This is a genomic window from Leptospira tipperaryensis (genome assembly GCF_001729245.1).
Taxonomy (GTDB): Bacteria; Spirochaetota; Leptospiria; order Leptospirales; family Leptospiraceae; genus Leptospira; species Leptospira tipperaryensis.
Genome location: NZ_CP015217.1, coordinates 2,525,130 through 2,546,812 on the forward strand (window position 1 = coordinate 2,525,130; position 21,683 = coordinate 2,546,812).

The 21,683-nt window shown below is 44.4% G+C and carries 15 protein-coding genes; 8 read left to right on the top strand and 7 right to left on the bottom strand.

The features are described 5' to 3' along the window. Positions 1–63: 63 nt before the first annotated feature. The gene (locus tag A0128_RS11910) at positions 64–1,377 is read right to left on the bottom strand and encodes a glycosyltransferase 87 family protein (protein WP_069607718.1); all 1,314 of its coding nucleotides are present in this window, start codon (positions 1,375–1,377) and stop codon (positions 64–66) included. 62 nt (positions 1,378–1,439) lie between these two features. On the opposite strand from A0128_RS11910, the gene A0128_RS11915 reads away from it, so the two are divergent. Continuing rightward, the gene (locus A0128_RS11915) at positions 1,440–2,531 is read left to right on the top strand and encodes a DNA-methyltransferase (protein ID WP_069607719.1); all 1,092 of its coding nucleotides are present in this window, start codon (positions 1,440–1,442) and stop codon (positions 2,529–2,531) included. On the opposite strand, the gene arsS is transcribed toward A0128_RS11915, so the two are convergent. The 3 genes from arsS to A0128_RS11930 all read right to left on the bottom strand — a co-directional run bounded on the left by arsS (position 2,480) and on the right by A0128_RS11930 (position 4,473). Then, positions 2,480–3,523, bottom strand: coding sequence for an arsenosugar biosynthesis radical SAM (seleno)protein ArsS (gene arsS, locus A0128_RS11920; RefSeq protein ID WP_069607720.1), 1,044 nt, complete (start codon positions 3,521–3,523; stop codon positions 2,480–2,482). The genes A0128_RS11915 and arsS overlap by 52 nt on opposite strands. Before the next feature lie 31 nt (positions 3,524–3,554). Continuing rightward, complete coding sequence (locus tag A0128_RS11925) at positions 3,555–3,893, bottom strand: arsenosugar biosynthesis-associated peroxidase-like protein (RefSeq protein WP_069607721.1); 339 nt, start codon at positions 3,891–3,893, stop codon at positions 3,555–3,557. Between the two features lie 94 nt (positions 3,894–3,987). Beyond that, positions 3,988–4,473: a DUF4395 domain-containing protein gene (locus A0128_RS11930; protein ID WP_069607722.1), complete on the bottom strand. Its 486-nt coding sequence runs from the start codon at positions 4,471–4,473 to the stop codon at positions 3,988–3,990. 245 nt (positions 4,474–4,718) lie between these two features. On the opposite strand from A0128_RS11930, the gene A0128_RS11935 reads away from it, so the two are divergent. From A0128_RS11935 to A0128_RS11970, 7 genes are all read left to right on the top strand, one after another. After that, positions 4,719–5,594, top strand: coding sequence for a sulfurtransferase (locus tag A0128_RS11935; protein WP_069607723.1), 876 nt, complete (start codon positions 4,719–4,721; stop codon positions 5,592–5,594). Then, a complete protein-coding gene (locus A0128_RS11940; RefSeq protein WP_162274105.1) occupies positions 5,591–6,967 on the top strand; it encodes a multiheme c-type cytochrome in 1,377 nt (458 codons plus the stop codon). Before A0128_RS11935 ends, A0128_RS11940 begins: the two co-directional genes overlap by 4 nt. Next, complete coding sequence (locus A0128_RS11945; RefSeq protein WP_069607724.1) at positions 6,964–7,674, top strand: glycosyltransferase family 2 protein; 711 nt, start codon at positions 6,964–6,966, stop codon at positions 7,672–7,674. Before A0128_RS11940 ends, A0128_RS11945 begins: the two co-directional genes overlap by 4 nt. Continuing rightward, on the top strand, positions 7,671–9,113 hold the full coding sequence (locus A0128_RS11950; protein WP_069609267.1) for an MptA/MptB family glycosyltransferase: 1,443 nt from the start codon (positions 7,671–7,673) through the stop codon (positions 9,111–9,113). The genes A0128_RS11945 and A0128_RS11950 overlap by 4 nt, the downstream gene beginning before the upstream one ends. A 137-nt stretch (positions 9,114–9,250) precedes the next feature. After that, complete coding sequence (locus A0128_RS11955; protein WP_069607725.1) at positions 9,251–12,547, top strand: efflux RND transporter permease subunit; 3,297 nt, start codon at positions 9,251–9,253, stop codon at positions 12,545–12,547. 943 nt (positions 12,548–13,490) lie between these two features. Next, entirely contained in the window at positions 13,491–15,065 is a 1,575-nt protein-coding gene (locus A0128_RS11965) for an FAD-dependent thymidylate synthase (protein ID WP_069607727.1), read from the top strand. Positions 15,066–15,111: 46 nt separating this feature from the next. Beyond that, complete coding sequence (locus tag A0128_RS11970) at positions 15,112–16,293, top strand: M20 metallopeptidase family protein (RefSeq protein ID WP_069607728.1); 1,182 nt, start codon at positions 15,112–15,114, stop codon at positions 16,291–16,293. An 82-nt stretch (positions 16,294–16,375) separates the two neighbouring features. On the opposite strand, the gene A0128_RS11975 is transcribed toward A0128_RS11970, so the two are convergent. The 3 genes from A0128_RS11975 to A0128_RS11985 form a co-directional block, all read right to left on the bottom strand. Continuing rightward, positions 16,376–19,051, bottom strand: a complete 2,676-nt coding sequence (locus A0128_RS11975; RefSeq protein ID WP_083244115.1) for a SpoIIE family protein phosphatase — start codon at positions 19,049–19,051, stop codon at positions 16,376–16,378. Positions 19,052–19,350: 299 nt separating this feature from the next. After that, positions 19,351–20,640 carry an aminopeptidase P family protein gene (locus A0128_RS11980; protein WP_069607729.1) on the bottom strand — a complete coding sequence of 430 codons (1,290 nt, stop codon included), beginning with the start codon at positions 20,638–20,640 and terminating at the stop codon, positions 19,351–19,353. Further along, on the bottom strand, positions 20,637–21,668 hold the full coding sequence (locus tag A0128_RS11985; protein WP_069607730.1) for a glycosyltransferase family 9 protein: 1,032 nt from the start codon (positions 21,666–21,668) through the stop codon (positions 20,637–20,639). Before A0128_RS11985 ends, A0128_RS11980 begins: the two co-directional genes overlap by 4 nt. Positions 21,669–21,683: the final 15 nt, after the last annotated feature.

Below are 21,683 nucleotides of genomic sequence, written 5' to 3' on the forward strand. Positions count from 1 at the left end.
TCAAATAATATTTCAATATAACATACATATCGGATTTATATATTGGAATTATTGCTTAATATTCTATTCTTTTTGTAAGAAATTTTGGAAAAGGAAAGAGATTCCGACCAAAGAATATTCTAAAAGCAGAATCCAGACCGGATTTTCATAGAGTTGGAGTTGAGCCGCAGAAGAAAGAGTCTTTCCGGAAACGTAAGACAAAACTACAACTCCCGAAAAAACAAGTCCTGGAAGTATTGGAATTCTTATCCAAAGAAAAAGAGGCCAGAGCAAATACCAAGGATTGACGACGGGACTGAGTAAAAAGAACCAGAGAAAACATTCCCCGAGGGCCCGGTCGTCACCTCGGCAAAATCTTCGCAGACAATACAAACCGATCGCTCCCCAGATTCCGAGACAAAAAATTCCCACCGACCAGACGGGCACTCGAATCAAGCTTCCCACAATCCACTTTAGAAAAGCGTAAAGTGAAGAATTGAACTCCCAGCTTTCCAGAAAGATGGAAAGCCCGTCTCCACCCACTCCCCCTTGTGTCCAAAAATACAGATACGGAAGTAAGAATGCGGAAACAAAACCGATGAGAAAGGAAATTCGTTTTGTCCGGATAAGACAGAACGGCAATAGAATCCAAGCAAAGGTTTTGACTCCGCAGGCGATTCCGAGCAAAACTCCCGCGATCCAAAACTTTTTTCTTTCGTTGTAGAAATAAACACCGCAAAGAAGCACCAATCCTAAGAAGTCGGGATGAGCTTGGATATAAGTTTCGATGATGAGTAAGGGAAACCAAAAGAGGATCCGAAATTCATTTTGTGTAAAATTCTTTTGAAGAATTTTCCAACCAAAGATCTCGATCAAAAAATAGAAACATTTTAAACCCAACAAAGAACCGGGAAACAAGAACGCGGAGATACAAAATAGAATTTGTAAGATAGGCCCGTAGATCGTAGGAACTTCGGGATGATTGATTCTACTTAAGATTTCAACGCTCCAAACAGGAAGATTCGGCGCTGAAAAAAAAGAGGACGGGGGTTTTCCATAAGGTGTTCCCGTTTCGAGGGTTTGATATCCGTCCCACAAAAACCGAGCCCAGTCGTCTTCCCAGACTGGAAACGTAAAAAGCGCCGTTAGACGAAATAGGATTCCCCAAAACCAGATCCTGCTCCACTCATTCTTCTCTTCGACTTCCTCGTTTACCTTCCTAAGAGGAAGAAGCGCAATTCCAAAAAGAATCAAATAAGCGGTGAGATAGAGGATCAGTCCCGCCACACCGGGAGTCGATTTCCAAAAAAGAAAAAGAATGAGATATAAAAAACAAGAGATCGGTCCCGTAAAATACGAGGAGGTTCCATTGAAAAATAAAAGTTGTCGTTTTATCACAAGGAGCTCCGTTGTTTTGAGTGGACAAAGAAACGGAGCGGGAGAATTCTATAGATTGAATTATGAAGCGAACGATCCATCAGATTCTGAATCGTGATTCGAGAGAACCGTTTCCTATCGATTCGGAAACCGTGGATTTGATTCTTACCTCTCCTCCGTATCCGATGATCGAAATGTGGGACGAACTCTTCTTTGGTTTTTCGGACGAGATTCGAGAAAACATTTCTACAAATCCGAATCTTTCCTTTGAAGGAATGCACTTGGAATTGGATAAGGTCTGGAAAGAATCCTTTCGTGTTCTGAAGGACGGCGGTTTTTTTGTAGTCAATATCGGAGACGCGACTCGTAAAGTGGATTCCGGTTTTCAAATTTTTATGAATCATGCCCGCGTGATTCAGAGCTGCAATTCTTTCGGTTTTCAAAGTCTTCCCGGAATCCTCTGGAGAAAACAGACAAATTCCCCCAATAAGTTTATGGGTTCCGGAATGTTGCCCTCGGGCGCGTATGTCACCTTAGAACATGAACATATTCTAATATTCAGAAAAGGAAATAAACGAAAATTCCCTTCCAAACCCGAAAAACTGGCGAGGGCGCAGAGCGCATTCTTTTGGGAAGAACGTAATCTCTGGTTTTCCGATCTCTGGGATTTTAAGGGTAAAAAACAAGGCCTTGATTCCCAGGCGGGAAGAGAAAGGAGCGCGGCATATCCGCTGGAACTCGCCAATCGAATCATCCGTATGTATTCTCTGAAAGGGGATTTGGTCTTGGATCCGTTTCTCGGAACGGGGACATCAACGCTTGCAGCCATCGGCAACTGTAGGAACTCCATCGGTTTTGATCTGGATTCCAATTTGCTTCAGAATCCGTTTCAGAATCTTTCTTTGCTTCCCGAAGAACTAAATCAAATCAGCGAAAAAAGAAAATCCAATCACGATCTTTTTGTCAAATCAAGACTCGAAGAAGGAAAGTCTTTTCTTCACTTCAATCAAAGCCTTCAATCTCCGGTAGTTACCAATCAGGAAAAGTTTCTCACCTTGGAAAGAATCACCGAGATCAAAAGAAACGTCGAGGATCAGATCGAAGTCGAATACTCTCCTCTCTTTCAAGCGGTCGCGCCTCCACAACTCGAGCCCGCCCCCGCAGTACAACCGTAACAGTGTTCGCCGACCCGAATCGTCCTCTGTTGCAGAAGTTTTTCGTCGTAGTCTTGGATACTTTGAATTTTACTTTCCACTTTCATTTCCAACATCTGATTAAAATCGCAATCGTAGAGGGAACCGTCGTATCCGACACTCAGAGTATTCTTACACATAACGCCTAACGCGGCGGAAGGATTGTAGGAAGTTACTAACTTTTCTATATAGTTTTCAAGATTTCCGCTTTCCTGCAGATATTCCAAATATCTAGAAATTGGCATATTCGTAATCGTGAATAAAGAATTAAACTTAATTCCGTGCTCTTTTTGAAGAGAATTCTTAAATTCTCTCTCTAATGAAACTTGATCCCCCGGCAAAAAGGCGCCGGCAGGATTGTAGACGAGATTTAGAACCAGGCCCGAATTTTCAATTCCGTATCCCACCGCGTTGAGTCGTTTGAGGGCTTCTATCGAACGATCGAAAACCCCTTCTCCTCTTTGAGAATCCGTTCTTCTTTTTTCAAAGTAAGGAAGACTCGAAACGACTTCGACTTGGTTTTCCGCGTAGAATTGAGGAAGATCCGCATAACGTGTTCCCGCGAGAAGAATCGTAAGGTTACAACGAACCATCACTTTTTTTCCGAGTTTTCTTAACTCTTGGACAAGCCATCGAAACTCGGGATGCATTTCCGGCGCGCCTCCCGTAATATCCACGATCGAAATCGAACTCGTCGCAAGAACACTCAAACATTGAAACATCGTATCCTTGCTCATACTTTCTTTCCGATCCGGACCGGCGTCTACGTGACAGTGTTTACAGGTTTGATTGCAGAGTTTACCGAGATTCATCTGAAAGATCTCGGTCGGAATCGGATGCAAAGCTCCTACGTTAGTTTGATCGAGTTTATCGGAGAAGAGCGGAAGATTCTTATGATCAAAAACCTCTTTTAATACCTGAAGCTGCCGTTCGGGTAAAACGAGTTCGCTTCCCCGCGATTGTAAGGATTTCATTCTTCTTGCTCCTAAAACTTCTTCGCCCGATTTACATTCCGAGTTCTTTGACCTTATTCATCATCTGAACGGAATGCACTAAGGACGCCCCGCTTCGAATCGCGGCCGCGACGTGAACGGCTTCCATAAGTCCCGCTTCACTTACTCCCTTTTCGAGAGTATCCGTTGTGTAAGCGTCGATACAATAAGGACATTGAATCGCGTGAGAAACCGCGAGAGCAATCAAAGATTTTTCCCGCGCGGTCAACGCACCTTCCGCGAAGACGTCTCCGTAGTAATCAAAAAATTTCTTTGCGAGGTTGGGTTGAAATTCTCCGATATTTCCGAATTTCTTGAGATCGTCCGGTACGTAGTAACTTTCTTTAGACATATAAGGATTCCTTTATTGAGCGATAGAAAGAAAAATTAGATTTAGCTTGGTTCTGATCTTTTTAAAATCAATCGTGTGGCCCGAGTTTGTAAAATCAATTCTTCGTCTTAAACGTAAGATTGTTACACTTTTCACAGACTTCCTGAGGAATCACTCCCCATTGCATCAGATAACCGAACATAAAACAGCCGGCACAAAAACCTACTATCGATTCGAGCGCGGCGAAAAAAGCCAAAATTCCAAGTACGACTTGAAACGCAAAGATCTGACCTTGAAAGAGTAAGACTAAAGACGTTAGGCTAAACAGAAGGCCTATCGCTTGTGCGAATCGTTTCGGCGGACCGGGTGTGGGACGTTCTCCCAGATGAAACAAGGGTACGATACCATGGATCGCAAGTTTGGCAAAGAGAGAAAACTTCGGTCCATACAGAACACGAGCGCTAAAGCCGTAGAACAATGCAAGATTCAACCAAATCGATTGTGTAAATAGCGTAGCCAAAGTCAGCGTGAGAACAAGACCGGCGACCGATCTCGCTGCGTATTCGTTGACAGAATCTGGGAAATTTCCAATACGAATCATCCGTCCTCCTATCCTCTTGGATAACGACAGGTCCTATGCTTAGACCTGGATTTCACGTAAAAGATGGCCCTTCATTTCCGCAATCATTTTAAATATTATAGTATAACATTAAAATTTCTGCTATAACGAAATAACTCTTGCCGCTCAAGAAATACCAGATTCTTTTGACAAAAAAAGAAATCCAGGTTTGAGATCATTCTAAATGATAGAATGAGAAGATCTCTGAAGACCGATCAGGAAAGACGATGAAAATTCAATCCTTATTCTTAACCTTACTGCTCCTTCTCCCCAATCTCGTCTCCGCACAAAAATCGGAATCTTGGATTCTTACTCCCGGCGAAGCCAGAGCCTTGTTGCCGAACAGCGTAGTCTTAGATACAAGATCTCGTTCCGTGTTTTATAGAGAACATATCAACGGCTCCCGTTCCGTTTCCTGGGAAGAATTCTCAGTTCCCAATCTTCCCTTTCGAGGCAACTTACTTCCTCCGGAAGCCCTCAGGAAAAAATTAGAATCCTACGGAATCGACAACAACCAACCCGTACTCGTCGTGAGCGAATCCAAAAACAATTGGGGAGAGGATGGAAGAATCGTTTGGATGCTTCGTGCTCTCGGTCATCGTTCCGCATTTTTAGTGGACGGAGGTTACTCTAGTTTAAAACAACTCGGGGCGCCCGTTTCCAATCAAGGAGAACCGAAAACTCACGGTTCGTTTCAGATCAAAGCGGATCCCAAACTCACGGCCACTTCTTCCGAAATCAAATCGAATCTTAAAAATCGAAAGTATGTCTTTTTAGATACGAGAGAAGATAGGGAATTTTTGGGTGAAACTCCCTATGGAGAATCCAGAGGCGGACATATCCCCGGAGCCAAACATCTCTATTATAAAAATCTTTTACACGACGACGGTTCCCTTTTATCTTCGGAAGAAATTTCAGAGAAGATCAAAGAACTGGGAATCGGAAGAGAAACGATTATCGTTACGTATTGCACCGGGGGAATTCGTTCCGCTTGGATGACCGTGGTTCTTAGAAACGAAGGCTACAACGCGAAGAACTACGCGGGTTCGATGTGGGAATGGTCCGCAGGAAACGAAAAGGACTATCCTCTCACCGTAAAATGATCAAAAACAGTAAATTCTACTTTTTGAATATTCTAAAATCATGGAGAACTTTCTGGATTGTAGCCGGAATCTCAGTTACGTTTTCTTCCTTTTATGTTTGCAAAAACGAATCCGATCTGACCGCTGTAAAGGATCGTTTTCCGGGTCGAGCCTGGGCGGAACCGATTAACGTCCAGGAATCTCTTCCCGGCATAAACGGCCTCACTGCAAAAGATTGCGGTGTCTGTCACGAAGATCATTATAAAGAATGGAAGAACTCCACACACGCAAACGCGTTTACCGATCTTCAATTTCAAGCGGAGCTCGCTAAACCGAATTCTCCTCAGTGGCTTTGTTTGAACTGTCATATCCCTCTGTCCGGTCAGAGAAAGGAAATCGCGACGCACCTCAAAGGTGGAGACGTATTTCAACCCGTTCTTGTTTCCAATAAAAAGTTCAACGCGAATTGGGAAAAAGAAGGGATCAGCTGCGGAACCTGTCATCTCAAATCCGATTCCCAAGGTCGTACGGTTCTCATCGGTCCGACCGGAGCCAACGCCCCTCATCCCGTTGAAAAAAACAGGGAAGCCCTTCACGCGCGCTGCAACGATTGTCACAACCAAGACTATAAACTCAATCTCTCCTTGATCTGTTATTTCAAAACCGGAGACGAATACAAAGAAAGTATTCATTTTCCAAAGGAAGACTGCGTTAGCTGCCACATGCCTTCCGTAAATCGAAACATCGTAATTCCTTCCTTTCAAAAAGAAAAAAGGGATTCTCACAGACATACGTTTATAGGCGGAGGAGTTCCGAAAACTTTCGCTCTCTTTGACTCCCAGTGGAAGGGATATCAAAGCGGTTTGAAAATCGGCGAACCCAAATGGTTCTTGTCTGAAAAAGAAGGGATTCGATTGTCCCTAACGCTTGAAAATACGCTCGCGGGTCATAACGTTCCGACCGGGGACCCGGAAAGACATCTGATCGTGGAAGCGATTCTTCAAGACGAAAACGGAAGAGAAGTCTCAAAAGAAGTTCAAAAGATCGGACAAAACTGGGAATGGTATCCGGAGGCAAAACTCGTCTCCGACAATCGGATCCGATCGGGGGAAAAGCGAAGTATCGATTGGGTTCTAAATACAAAGCCCGGCCCAAAGCCTAAATTCGGTATTTTAAGAATCTTGCATGTTCGTTTAACAAAAGAAAACGCCGAACACATGAAAAAAAATTCAAACTACGCCTCCCCTGAAATCGGAAAAAAAATAAAAAACATCGAACTTCACTATCCCTTTGCAAACGTTTTCTACGAAGCAAAAACCGATCTGAATACCGGAAAGATCCAACTCACATCCAAGAAGAACCTACTGGAAATCTCAAAACGAGGCGGTTTGTGAACCGACATTCCGTAAGCGTCGTCATACCGGCGTTAAACGAAGAAAAATCCATCGCCCTCGTTCTCGCGGACTTGAATAAAATTACCGACGTGAACATTATAGAAATCATCGTCGTCGACAACGGCTCGAAGGACCAAACCGCGAAAACCGCCTCCCAAAACGGCGCCGTGGTTTTAGAAGAACCGGAGAGAGGTTACGGCGCTGCCTGTCTCAAGGGTCTGGAAAGAATCTTTCGATCCTCCGCGCCTCCGGATCTGGTTGCCTTTGTGGACGCCGACTATTCGGATTCTCCCTTAGAACTCAGAGATTTGTTAAACGAATTCCAAAATCCGAATATAGATCTCGTGATCGGTTCGAGGGCCCTCGGTAAGGCGGAAAAGGGTTCGCTTTTGCCAGTTCAAAAATTCGGGAACTGGCTCTCCACGTTTTTAATCGGCATTTTGTATGGTGTAAAATTTACGGACCTCGGTCCGTTTCGTGTGATCCGTTTGGATTCTCTCAAAAAATTGAATATGCAGGATCGGAATTTCGGATGGACTGTGGAAATGCAGATCAAAGCCGCCAAACTCGGAATGGATTGTGTGGAAGTTCCGGTCAGTTATAAAAAAAGGATCGGGGTTTCGAAAGTAAGCGGAACGATTTCCGGATCGATCCGAGCTGGTTGGAAAATTCTTTATACGATCGCGAAACTTCAATTTACGAAATGAGCAAGGAGTTTATTCTTTTTTTATTCTTTCTTCCTAGTGTCGTATTTCAGTTTTTTGGAGAAAGAAAGGACTTCGTTTTTTTGATCGCGGCGAATGTTCCCGCCTTTTTCGCCTATTTTTGGGTCGTCTTTTCAAAGGAGATTACTGATCTTTTTTCTCTTTCTCAAAAATCAGTTTCCAAATTAATAATATTCCTTCCCCAAATTTCGAACTCTAAGATTTCTTTTCGAACTTGGATTTTTCTCGGACTCGTATTGAGGACGTTGATGTTTTTTTCAAAACCGATTCTTTCGGAAGACGTGGATCGTTTTTTATGGGACGGACTTTTGGTTCAGGAAGGAATTTCTCCCTTTTCCATTCTTCCTAAAGAATTGGATCTTTCCATTTTCGACCGGTCCGTTCAACTGATCGCGACTCAATTATTAAACGAAATGAACTCGGCGAAATTCTATTCCGTTTATCCTCCACTACTTCAGTTTCTTTTTTTTATCAGCGCCAAAGGGATGTTATGGTTTCAAAACGTGTCGGCCGGAATGGCGATCTGGAAATCCATTTTGATTTTTTCGGAATTGGGTGTTCTTTGGTTTCTTTGTAAGATCCTAAGAGAAAACGGTCTTTCGATCCAAAGAAGTCTGATCTATTGGCTAAACCCTCTCGCGATCTTGGAGATTGCGGGTAACTCACATCCCGAACCAATTCTTCTTTTCTTTTTGATCGGCGCGGTCTATTTTCTTTGGAAATGGAACGAAAGACAAAAGACAAAGGATTTTCTCCTTCACGTTTTCTTTTTGTCCCTTGGAATTTTGACAAAGATCACTCCTCTTGTTCTTTTGCCTTGGACCGTCTTTATTTTAGTGGATCGAAAAAGATTCTCTCTCCTTTTTAAAACTTCCCTTTTTGCGACGGCGCTCGCGTTAGTCGGTCTTTTCTTTTTTCGGGAATCGTTTTTTGAAAAACAGAGCGAATCCGGGATCGGAGTTTTCTTTCAACTCTTCGAGTTCAACGGCGGTATTTATTATTTATTGCGGGAAACGTTGCGAGCAATCGGCGGGAATTTTTATCTCGCGGGAAAGATCTGCGGATGGGCAACGTTAGTTTTCATTCTCGCGTATTCTTATCGAAGAAAAAAAGAATCGGCGATTGCGGATTTTTTTCGCTCCTCGGAAACTATCTATTGGATCTTTCTTCTTTTTTCGACGACCTTACATCCTTGGTACATTCTTCCCTTGCTGGTTTTTAGCATCTTTTCGAAAAGTGTCTCTCCTATCGTCTGGTCGGCTTTGATTCTCGTTTCGTATTCCACCTATGCGGTGATTCCGTTCCGGGATTCTTTTTGGTGGATCGGTGTCGAATATGGAATTCTATTCTTCTTTTTGCATATTGATTACAAACTCATCTCATCGCTGAATCCATCTACACAGAGTTCGAGCGCGACCTAAACGGATCCCGAAAGGTTCTTTTTTTAGTCGGGTTCACATAAACTTCTTCAAAAACATTCTTTCTAAAAAAACCTTTCATCTATGACCTAAACGAGGTTTTTTGTCCATATCGTCTTTTTAAGAGTTCTTCGACACACATGATTGATAAACTGATCCGCGCCTCCATTAAGAACAGAGCCTTGGTGTTAGTTCTCACCTTTATGATCACCCTCGTGGGGATCTACAACGCCTATCATCTTTCCATCGACGCGATCCCGGACGTGACCAACGTTCAGGTTTCCGCCGTCACCGCTTCTCCGGGTCTTTCCCCTCTGGAAGTGGAACAGTTTATCACGTATCCGATCGAGATGGAATTTACAGGTCTTCCAAACGTCACGGAGATTCGTTCCATCTCCAGAACCGGTGTGAGTTCGGTTACGGTTATCTTCAAAGACGGAACCGATATCTACTTTGCGAGACAACTCGTAAACGAAAGAATCAAACAAGCCGAAGCCATCATTCCTCCTGGTTACGGAAGACCGGAGCTTTCTCCGATCGCAACCGGTCTCGGAGATATCTATGAGTTCGTATTAACATCCGATCGACATTCTCCGGAAGAACTCAGAACTTATATGGAATGGGAACTCGCAAGAGAAGTAAAGTCGGTCGAAGGTGTGATCGACGTAAACATCATCGGAGGTCAGGTTCGTCAGTATCAAGTCAAGATCGATCCGAGAAGACTAGCGGTTCACAACCTTACTCTTTCACAAATCTATGATAAATTAGAATCCGCCAACCAGAACATCGGGGGCGGTTATATTTCCAAGGGCGCCGAGCAGATCGTGATCCGAGGAGAAAGTCAGTACAAATCCATCGAAGACTTACGTAACACCGCCGTCACAACCGCCGGAGATGGAATTCCCCTTTTACTCGGACAGATCGCAGAGATTGAAATCGGTCCGGCTCTTCGTTTTGGTCTCGTGACAAAAGACGGTAAGGGAGAAGTTGTGGGCGCTACTGCGATGATGCTCATGGGTCAGAATTCTCTCGAGGTCGTTAAGAAAGTAAAAGTTAGAATCGAAGATATCAGAGAAAGACTTCCGCCCGGGATGAGAATCGAAACTTTTTACGATCGTTCCGAATTTATCGGAAGAACGTTAGGCACCATCTTCACGAATTTAGCCGAAGCCGCAGTTCTTGTTATCATCGTTTTGATCATCGCGCTTGGAACCGTTAAGGGTGCGTTACTCGTCGCTTTAGCGATTCCGATTCCGATGCTCGTAGCTACGATTTTTATGAACGCCTTTGGGATCGTGGGAAACCTGATGTCCTTAGGAGCCCTCGACTTCGGTCTTCTCGTGGACGGAACGATCGTGATGTTAGAATCCATTCTCCATGGATTTATTTTAAAACGATCCTTCTATGAGATGCAGACAAAACTCGAAGACAGAGAACTCGCCGCAGAGGAGATCATTACGGACGCTTGTGTTCGAGTCGGTCGGGCCGCCACGTTCTCAGTCGCGATCATCATGCTCGTCTATCTTCCTCTGATGAGTTTGGAAGGTGTGGAAGGAAGAATGTTTAAGCCGATGGCGATCACGGTCGCTCTCGCTCTCGGAGCCGCCCTTCTATTCTCACTCACTACGTTTCCTGCCGCCGCGAGTATTCTTTTCAAAGAACCCGTGTTTCATCATAGCAAGTATTGGGACGTCATCACCGAAAAATACAAAGAGCTTTTGGATTTCGGAATGTCTCGCAAGAAGGAATTCTTATACGCGGGCGTAGGAGTTGTAGTCTTCGCGCTTCTTTTGGGTTCCACTCTGGGTTCCGAATTCTTACCAAGAATCGACGAAGGAGAAATCGCCGTAGATATCAAACGTCTTCCTTCCACTTCTCTCAACTATTCCAGAGATACGAACACCGACATGGAAACCGTTCTTAAAAAATTTCCGGAAGTGATCAGCGTCGTCTCGAAGATGGGTCGAGGAGAATCGGCGGCGGAGCCGATAGGAACCGACGAAGGCGAGGCGATGGTAAAACTCAAACCCCGCAAGGAATGGGTGAGCGCCGACGACAGAGAAGAACTCATGACAAAGATGAAGGATGAAATTCTTAAATTCATTCCTTCGAGTACTGTGAGTTTGTCGCAACCGATCGAGAACCGTGTGAACGCCCTTCTTTCGGGTTCGAAGGCGGACGTCGTAATCAAGATCTACGGAGACGACTTAGTCAAACTCAAGGACATCGCCGGTCAGTTTGCAGAAAAATTAAAAGGTGTCAAAGGTGTCGCCGACTTAAGAGTGCAGAGAGTTTTGGGTCTTCCTCTCGTTGAGATCAAAGTCGATCGGGAGAACATGGCGCGTTACGGTGTGCAGGCCGATGAAATTCTCGCGACCGTGGAAGCGCTTCGTCTGGGAAGAAACACGGGAAAGGTGTTCGAAGGTTTTAAACGTTTTGATCTTGTCGTTCGTTTAAAAATCGACGCGACCGATTTGGAACAGGTGGAGAATATTCCGGTCTTTACTTCTTCGGGATCCACGGTTCCTCTCGGACAAGTCGCGGAGATCAAACTCGTAGAAGGTCCGGCCGCGATCTATAGAGAATCTTTGAAAAGAAGAATTATGGTCGAGACGAACATTCGAGGAAGAGACCTCGTAGGTTTCGTAAACGAAGCTCAGAAGGTCACCGAAGAGATCGAAAAAAATCTCCCTCCCGGTTATAGAACGGATTGGGGAGGTCAGTTTGAAAACTTTACTCGAGCAAAAGAAAGACTCGCGATGGTAGTTCCGATCGCACTTGCAATTATTTTCTTTATGTTGATGGCCGCCTTCGGGAGCATCTATTACGCGTTAGGCGTCTTTATAGTAGTTCCTCTCGCGGTTTCCGGTGGAATCATAGGTCTTGTTTTGAGAGGTCTTCCGTTTAGTATTCCTGCGGGCGTCGGCTTTATCGCAGTGAGCGGGATCGCCGTTTTAAACGGGGTCGTCTACGCTTCGACTCTACGAGAAGAATTGGAAAAGGGAGCTTCGATCGCGGATGCGGTTTATCTTGCGGGAATCCATTCTCTTCGTCCTGTTATGACAACCGAGGTCATCGCGGCCGTGGGTTTTATTCCGATGGCGATCTCGACGATGGCGGGCGCCGAAGTTCAGAGACCTCTTGCTACGGTGGTCATCTTCGGAGTGATCGTCGCGACCGTTTTCTCCCGGGTCTTACTTCCGATTGTAATGGAATATCTTTTGAACGTCTACGAATCTCAGGAAAAGAAAAAGTCCGCAAAAAGAAAACTCTTAGAAAAACAGACCTTTGGAGCCAACGCAGACTTCGGACACGATAACAGCGAGTGGATGCATTCTCACGCGGAAGCTACTGAAATTATAACTGAAGAAGAAGATTCTGAAAAGGAATCCAAATCTCGTCCGACAAAATCGAAAAAGACAAAGAAGAAAAAATGAGGAAGGCTTTTTAGAAAACCGATTTTGTCGTAACTACGACGGCCCTTCCGTGAAAGCGCGCGCCCCACCCTGATTGGGTGGAGGTGGTGGGCTCGTGGGAAAAAATCGGCAAGCTTTCCTCTATCACAGAAAAACACTTCTCGCAAGAAGAATCTGCCTCTTCTCAGTTCTGTCGGAACTACGACAAAATCAAAAGAAAACTTCCTTCAAAGGGTTTCGTCGGAACTACGACATTCTTCCGTGAAAGCGCGGGGGCCCCACCCTGATTGGGTGGAGGTGGTGGGCTCGTGGGAAAAATCGGCAAGCTTTCCTCTATCACAGAAAATCACTTCTCGCAAGAAGAATCTGCCTCTTCTCAGTTCTGTCGGAACTCCGACAAACCTCGCTCTCTATGGTCACTCCTCTGATCTCTCGGTCTTTGTTTTTACAAAGAGCCAACGGCTACGCTCCGCGGCCTTTTGGCTAATTCGCTCTCTATGGATCGCGGTCTTTGTGTTTGGACAAAGAGCCAACGGCTACGCTCCGCGGCCTTTTGGCTAATTCGCTCTCTATGGATCGCGGTCTTTGTGTTTGGACAAAGAGCCAACGGCTACGCTCCGCGGCCTTTTGGCTAATTCGCTCTCTATGGATCGCGGTCTTTGTGTTTGGACAAAGAGCCAACGGCTACGCTCCGCGGCCTTTTGGCTAATTCGCTCTCTATGGATCGCGGTCTTTGTGTTTGGACAAAGAGCCAACGGCTACGCTCCGCGGCCTTTTGGCTAATTCGCTCTCTATGGATCGCGGTCTTTGTGTTTGGACAAAGAGCCAACGGCTACGCTCCGCGGCCTTTTGGCTAATTCGCTCTCTATGGATCGCGAATTATGTCCAAAAAAAGAGTTTCCGGTCAGGTTTCTCCCCTCAGGATTGTTCTACCGGGGATCCCCAAGTCCCGCCCGGAGATCCGATGCTAACCCAAAAACCAGTCGTTTCACTACTTGATCACAGTAAGGACCCTTTCAATCTTGCGATCGCAACGGCAAGAACCTGCTATTCTTCCAAAGGAATTCTTCTTCCTTCCGACATGGTATCTTCTGAAAAGTCCATCGAGATTCGAGATCGTGTAGCAAAGTCTACAAAAAAAGCCGGTCACTTGACCACAAGACAACATCCTCAGTTCATCTTCACCTTGGATAAAGTCTCCCGACAATTCGTCTGGTCCTTCTTACACTCTCATCCATTTTATAACTCGGAACAAGTATCTCAAAGATATGTAGAAGTCAAAAAGGAGAATTACTACGTTCCTCCAGGACTCAGCGGAAAACTTTTAGAACTCTATTTGGACGCAGTCGACTTTGCAAGTCAGGCTTATTTTTCTTATAACGAAATTCTTCATCCTTTTATCCAGGAAGAATATTTTAATATCTACAAGGCCAGAGCCAACTATCCGGACAAATGGCAGGGACCGATCAAGAAAAAATGTCTCGAAGTGGCGCGTTATCTGCTACCTCTCGGAACTTATACGTATCTCTATCATTCCATCAACGGACTCACCCTCCATCGTTACTATCGACTGATGAATTCTTACGACGTCCCCGAAGAACAAAGAGCCGTCGTCACCGAAATGGTCAACCAAGTCCGTGCAGTAGATCCTCTCTACGCGGACGAGATGGACGATCCCCTTCCTCTCGAAGAAACGACCGAGTATCGTTTTTTTGATTCTATGTTCGGCGCGGTAAAGAGAGAATTTCATCCGGAAGCCGCAGAGGCTTTTGTAAAAGAATACGACTCCGAACTCGGAGGAAGATATTCGAAACTAGTATCCCATTCTTCCAATGGACCTGAAATTCTCGCACGATCGGTTCGATCTATATTAGGAATTCCTAAATCTTCTCTCGGTGATCAGGACGCAATCGATCTCGTTTTAAATCCGTCTAAGAATAAACACTTAACTTCCACCTTGAACGAAAGTTCCCTGAGTCCGATCACGAGGGCCCTCTTTAACGTTCAGTATTCTTTTCAAAAAAGAATCTCCCACACCGCAGACAGTCAGGATCAGAGACATAGAATGGTTCCGGGTGGAAGACCGGTCCTCATGTCTCAGTATGCGGGAACTCCGGATTACATCACTCCTCTTGTGGTTCAAAAATATCCACAGCTCAAAGAAAAATACGATTCCGATATGAATCAAATTTTCGAAAAGGTAAACCGATTCTTAGACGCGGGCGGTTCTCCCGAATACGCGACCTATCTTTTGCCGAACGCATTCCCGATCCGTTTTTACGAAAGCGGAGATCTTCTCAACCTCCATCACAAATGGAGATCTAGAACTTGTTACAACGCCCAAGAAGAAATCTTCCAAGCATCCGTAGACGAACTCACGGACGTCATGAAAGTGCATCCCGAGATCGCAAAGTGGATCAAGGCCCCTTGTTGGATTCGACTTCAAGGCGAAGTAAAACCCTATTGTCCGGAAGGCGACCACTACTGCGGAACCCAGGTCTGGAAAAGAGAATTGTCGGAGTATTCCAGAGTGATCTAAAATTCTTTCCGAAAACGATTCTACGCTGTAGAATGGTCGAAGAAGTATGAAACTCACAGTGACCGACAGCCGAACCCGAGAACTCATTCGTTACAGAAGACAGATCCACAAACATCCCGAACTCCGTTACGAGGAAAATCAAACCGCCGGATTTGTGATCGATCATCTCAAGTCTCTCGGACTTTCCTTTCAGGATAAGATCGCGAAGACCGGAGTGGTCGCGTTAGTCGATTCCGGCAAACCGGGCAAAACGCTTCTCGTTCGCGCGGATATGGACGCACTCCCAATCTTTGAAGAATCCAAAGCGGAATACAAATCCGTTCACGACGGGGTCATGCACGCCTGCGGGCACGACGCTCACACTTCCATTCTTATGGGTCTCGCCTCGGATATCAAAGAAGACATCCGTTCCATTCTTCCCAAAGGGAAAGTTCTTCTCGTCTTCCAACCCGCGGAAGAAGGCGGACAAGGCGCTGACAAGATGATCGAGGAAGGAATATTAGAAAAATATAACGTTGATGCGGCGCTCGCGCTTCACGTCTGGAATCATATCCCGGTGGGAAAGGTCGGAGTTGTAGACGGTCCGATGATGGCCGCCGTAGACGAGTTTACGATTACGATCACGGGAATCAGCGGACACGGAGCGATGCCGCAACATACGGTAGACCCCATCGTCGTCGGAGCTCAGATCGTGACGGCACTTCAAACGATCGTTTCTCGAAACACGGATCCGTTGGATTCTTGCGTCGTTACGGTTGGAAGTTTTCACTCAGGAAACGCGTTTAACGTGATTCCTGAAACTGCGGAACTCAAAGGTACGGTAAGAACCTATTCCAAGAAGATGTTTGAAGAAGTTCCCGGCAAACTCGAACGTGTAGTCAACGGAATTGCGTCCGCGCTCGGAGCCAAGGTTTCCATCCACTATGAAAGAACCAATCAACCCACGATCAACGATCCTTTTATGGCGAATATCGTCCGTAAGGCTTCGCTTAACATTCTCGGCGCGGACAGCGTAACCGAAGAACATACGAAGTCCATGGGTGGAGAAGATTTTTCTGCTTTTCTTATGAAAGTTCCCGGTTGTTATTTCTTTGTGGGTTCGATGAACGAATCCAAAGGACTCATTCATCCTCATCACAGCTCCAAATTCGATATCGACGAAGATTCTCTCTCCATCGGACTTTCCGTCTTAAAAGAGGCGATTCGAATCTATCTTGAGGAAAATTAGAATTCTTTAAAATATCATGTCTTCCGCGACAACAAATCGCGGGGATATACCTCGAGCCGTCAAGGAATTCATATAGAAACGATCAAACGACTCCGAGTGAATTTTTCACTTGAAGAGCTTTTGTATTTTTTGGATCGATGCTAAGAGCTCTTTCCACGAGATCATTTGCACGAGGAAGAACATTCAAAATCCTGTATATATCGGCAAGATTGATCAGATTCCGAGTTAAGGTAGGATCCTGTAGATAAGCTCGTTCCCCTAAATCCGCAGCTTTTTGATAGAACTTTAGCATTTTGTAACAGAGAGACGCGTGATATAAAAAGTCGCTCGAATCCGCGCTTTGATCCAGAAGTGTTTCCCAGTATCCGATCGACTTCGCATAATCTTTTGCCTTGAGATAAAATTTTCCCAAAACTTTTAGGATTTGTTCGTTTTTCGGATCGAGCTCCAAGGCTTTCTCCAAAATATCCAACCCTTCTTGCACTCGATTTTTTTCGAGAAGTTCCTTTCCACGATCCAAGGCCTCTTGAAACGAATTTACGGGAAGGGTTTGAAAGGAAGGGAGAGACGACGTTTCAGGATGATACGTAATCTTCAAAAGAGTAAAATCATCGACCAAGGCACCGAATTTTACAATTCTATCATATACTTCTCTGAGATCTCCGTATCCTTCTTCTACCCTTCTTAAAAACTGTTCCTGATCCTCGTTGATGATCCGATCTTCAGCCTTTCCGATCAGAAGATCGTCTCTTCCGTCCGAACCGATCACGATCGTATCACCGGGAAGCATTCGAAAGGTTTTGATCGTAAGGTGTTGTTCGTTTTCGGGAATACCGATCTTACGAAGAGTCAATTCGTCTTCGATATAAGAAGCGACTCGATCCCGATACAAAACAGTCCAAGGATGTTCCGCATTGATATAATACAATAAACCGGAAGATTCTTCCACCAAACCCAAAACGATCGAGATATACATCGATCCGTCAAAGGATTCGAAAATTTTCTGAAGTTCTAAAAACGCTTCCTTCAACCAACGTTCGGGAGATTTGTCTTTCTGAGAACTGATCCCGGATCGAGTCAGGATCGTATTAAAGACGGTTCCCATAACCAAGGCGCCACCCGCGCCTTGGATGGATTTCCCCATCGCGTCTCCGTTGACAAAGACCACATAACGTTTACCGCTCAATTCCACGTTTCCGGAAATTAGAATATCTCCTCCGATCTCGTAGGTTTTCCCCTTGAACTCGAAGGACTTTTTCTGCTTTGTATAAAATTCGGTTCTTACTACCTTACTCGTGTTCTTATTGGATGAAAGGGGATTGATGAGAAGCGAAGTGAGAAAGTAATCCGCGTCCTGTTGCACCTTGAGACGATTGACTTGTTCCAAGGATTGTTTGAGTTCTTCGGTTCTTTGTTCTACTTTTTTTTCAAGGTCTTCGTTTAAGTCTTCCACTTCCTCGTTTAACCGAACGAACTTATTCGCAAGAATCGTCGCGATGCTTAGAATAAAAAATAGAAAAGCGTATCCGACGACTCTCGGAAATACGATCACGTTGCGAGCTCCGAGAGTATCCAAAACTCCGGCGACCACGACGACCAAAACTCCGATCAGAATAAAGAACGCGTCTCGATCCTTTTGAACGATTCTACGGATCAAATAATACGAAATGAGGGAAACATACAAAATCCAACCGTATTGGACCGCGTGTTTGTTCAGAATATTGTAATGAATGACGTTGTTTGAAAAAAGATAGAAGATCGTAAACGCGACGTAACTGCCGTCCAAGACGTTTAAAATTAGATTTCTAGGATATTTAAAATAGACTCGGACAAAATTACCGAATAGAGGAATCAAAACCGTAAGAATGATATATTCCACTTTTTTCATATAGATAAATTCGATCCCGAGATCGTATTTAATCTGGTTCCTTAAGAATTGATAAATAAAAAATAAAATCGTAAAAAGACCGTAGTAGAGATTCTCCTGATCCGCTCGACGCCTAATATAAAGAAAAAGAAAATAACCTCCCACAGTGAGATAAATCATCAATAAGAATGTTTTAATATACTCGGCGCGAAGAAGATCCTTTAGAACCAAGGCGTTATCGCCGATAGCTGTCCGGTCCTGTTCGATTCCCACTTCGCGATCGAAAAATTTCTTAACTTGAATCACGATGATATTTTTCTCACCCCTTCGAATGAGATCGTTTGGAATCGGATAGACTCGAATCTTATCGTAAGCCTGCGGAAAAGTTCCGTTCATATCGCCCGTAGCACCGATGAGAACTCCGTTGAGATACGTTCGATCCTTATCGTTGATCGTCCCCAACCTTATGGAAAGACTCGGAGCGGCCCACTCCTTTGGTGCGATAAATTTTTTAACGATATAAACCGTTTGAATCGATTCATCCTTTAACTTATGGACGCCCGGAGCCTTATAAATTTCGAAAGGAATCGAATTTTTCTTCCCATCCAGATATGACTGCGAAAAGGAAATCGGATTTAGCTCAGAAGTCGTGAGCTCCCAGTGATGCTCCTCATTGGAATCCAGGCTCGTGATCGTATCCAAGGAAGAAATTTTTTGAATCGATTCCGAATCCACGGAAACAGAAAAGATAAAACTACTCACAAAAAAAAGTGTGAGAAGATGATAGATCGAAAACTTTTGTAAAAAGCGAATTCGATGGATGAAAGTATAAGAAAAGGAATTGAATTTCTTTTTGGAAACCGGACCGAGGGCATGTTCGTATAAAAACATAAAAACAACTCTTCCTTAGTTCTTATTTGGTTTTAAAGACAGAACTCTATTTGTAAATTTAGGAATCGAAAACGTTACTCGCTTTCTTCTAAAGAAGAACCAAAGTCATTCTGTCTTCGGACTTCCCAAAAAGCTCCTACAAAAGTAGGAACTCCTTCAAAACCGAAAAATCAATACAACTAACGTTCTCATTCCGGTTAAGACAAGGAAAAATTTACTTTCTTAAGAATGAGGATTTTCTTTTTATAAAACAAGCCATCAATCAAATCGATTCCTACGCCGCAAACGACGACTTAGGTTTAATTTTTTCTCGATTCGATTTCGCCGATTTCTTTAGGAATCATTTCGGTCAGATTGAGCGGATTTTGACCTTGCACCAAAACGTCGTCTTCGATTCGAATTCCGATTCCACGAAAACGTTCCGGGATTTCAAGATCTTCCGGATCAAAATACAATCCGGGCTCAATCGTGATCACCTGTCCGTTCTCCAATTTTTTGGAAGATCCGCTTTGATAATACGTTCCTACGTCGTGAACGTCCATTCCCAAATAATGACTCGTTCTGTGCATATAATATTTTTTGAATATTCCCTGCTCCAAAATAGAATCCAAAGAACCTTCCAATACTCCCAAATCCTTTAGACCTTCACAGAGAGTTTTTACCGCTTGATTATGAATCGCGACAAACTCCACACCTTCTCTCGTATGTAAAACCGCTTCCTTCTGAGCATTTAGAACGACTTCGTAGACCGCCTTTTGTTCGGGTGAGAACTTTTTGCCGACCGGAAAGTTACGCGTAACATCCGCGGTGTAATATCCTTTTTCAGCGCCGCTATCGACTAAAACGAGCTCGCCTTCTTTCAACTGACAGTTGTTAGACGTATAGTGAAGGATCGTCGCGTTTCTACCCGTTGCAACGATATGTCCGTATCCTCCGCCCCAAGCCCCTTGTTTGAGATATTCGGATTCTAAGATGGCTTCGAGTTCGTATTCGAACATTCCAGGCTTGGATTCTATCATCAAACGTTCGTGACCGAGCGCGGTGATTCTCGCGGACTCTTGAAGCGCCGAGATTTCAAAGGGAGTTTTGAACATTCTCATCCAGTGTAAAAAATCGGGAGACTCGATTCTTCTTGGACCGAACTTCCCTTCTCTCGAACGTTGATTGAGGGAATAGATCCATTGGATAAGTTTAGAATCTCGGACCAAGTCCCTTCCGAAAAAATGATAGAGAGTATGCTGATTGACGAGGATTTCGTCTAACTTGGATTCCCATTCGTTGGTATCAAAGGATTCGTCAAGAGCCAGGAGCGACTTCGCTTTTTCTTTTCCGACGCGAATTCCGGTCCAGATTTCTTTTTCCTTATCCTTCGGAAGCATAAAGATGGATTTATAAGAATTTTTTAATATAAGAATTCCTTCCGCTTCGTCCAGACCGGTCAGATAATAATAATCCGAATCCTGACGAAACTTATATTCCACGTCCCGATTTCGAATCAGATGAGAAGCGGCGAATACGATCAACACTTCTCCGTCTTTGAGTTTTTTCTGAACCTCTGTGATTCGGTCTCGATAAATAGAATGTGTCATGGCTGAATTCCCTTTTCTAATTGGACTGCGATTGAAAACAATTTGTCGGGGTCCTGTTCTTTCATACAACGAAAATGTCCCTCCGGGCAAACCTTTCCTCCGTGAATTCCGCAGGGCCGACAAGAAAGTCCCGAAATCCCGGAGACATAGGAAAGCTCGGCCAACGGAGTATATCCGAAATCCGGAACGGTAGCTCCAAAGACGGCTAACGTAGGAATGTTAAAGGCAGAGGCAAAATGGATCGGAGAAGAATCGTTACTGACCATCAAGGAGGCCTTGGATACCAAAAAGGAAAGCTCTTGCAAATTTGTCTTTCCTGCGAGATTGATTCCGTATCCTGCCCCTACGGATTCGCAGAGTTCAATATCACCTTTGGATCCGATGAGGACGATTTTTTTCCCGGATTCTTTCGAGAGTCTTTCGCCTAACGTGCGAAACTGAGACGCCGGCATTCGTTTTGTTTCCCAGACAGAACTCGGAGCAAGAAGAATGAAGTTGCCCGCTTCCAGACCGTTTTCTTTCATCAAGACCCGAACTCGAAAAACGGATTCTTCTTTCCAAAACAACTCCGGTCGTTTGGAAAGATTTGAATATTCTTTCTCCTCATAGATTAAGGAGAATAATTTTTCAACCTCGTGTTTCCCTCGCAATGGACGAGGAATCTTTTTTGTAAGTAGAAAGGAAAAGCCTGCGCTTTCATATCCGATTCTTACTTTGGCCCCGCTTGCATATCCCATCAAGGTGGAGCGAAAGGAAAAATGCGGAAGAAGACAAAGGGTGAATTTTTCTTTTCGCAAACTCCATAAGAAAGAAAAAAATTTCCAGAGAGATTTCTTAAATTCTTTTTTATCGAGAGGGATCAGACGATCGATATGAGGATTCGCCTCCAAAACACCGTCCGTGCCTTTGTTGACGACAACAGTGAGATGAGAATTTGGATACTTACGTTTTACTTCTCGAAAGAACGCGGTAGTTAAAATCAAGTCGCCTAAGAACGCGGTTTGAATCAAAAGTATTTTTTCAGTCACGTGCTAATTCCATTC

Bases quoted from the DNA above. Each gene is read 5' to 3' on its own strand.
- A0128_RS11915 (WP_069607719.1), top strand. From the start codon at position 1,440: ATGAAGCGAACGATCCATCAGATTCTGAATCGTGATTCGAGAGAACCG.
- A0128_RS11980 (WP_069607729.1), bottom strand. From the start codon at position 20,640: ATGACACATTCTATTTATCGAGACCGAATCACAGAGGTTCAGAAAAAA.
- A0128_RS11965 (WP_069607727.1), top strand. From the start codon at position 13,491: ATGCTAACCCAAAAACCAGTCGTTTCACTACTTGATCACAGTAAGGAC.
- A0128_RS11930 (WP_069607722.1), bottom strand. From the start codon at position 4,473: ATGATTCGTATTGGAAATTTCCCAGATTCTGTCAACGAATACGCAGCG.
- arsS (WP_069607720.1), bottom strand. From the start codon at position 3,523: ATGAAATCCTTACAATCGCGGGGAAGCGAACTCGTTTTACCCGAACGG.
- A0128_RS11950 (WP_069609267.1), top strand. From the start codon at position 7,671: ATGAGCAAGGAGTTTATTCTTTTTTTATTCTTTCTTCCTAGTGTCGTA.
- A0128_RS11970 (WP_069607728.1), top strand. From the start codon at position 15,112: ATGAAACTCACAGTGACCGACAGCCGAACCCGAGAACTCATTCGTTAC.
- A0128_RS11935 (WP_069607723.1), top strand. From the start codon at position 4,719: ATGAAAATTCAATCCTTATTCTTAACCTTACTGCTCCTTCTCCCCAAT.
- A0128_RS11975 (WP_083244115.1), bottom strand. From the start codon at position 19,051: ATGTTTTTATACGAACATGCCCTCGGTCCGGTTTCCAAAAAGAAATTC.
- A0128_RS11940 (WP_162274105.1), top strand. From the start codon at position 5,591: ATGATCAAAAACAGTAAATTCTACTTTTTGAATATTCTAAAATCATGG.
- A0128_RS11925 (WP_069607721.1), bottom strand. From the start codon at position 3,893: ATGTCTAAAGAAAGTTACTACGTACCGGACGATCTCAAGAAATTCGGA.
- A0128_RS11955 (WP_069607725.1), top strand. From the start codon at position 9,251: ATGATTGATAAACTGATCCGCGCCTCCATTAAGAACAGAGCCTTGGTG.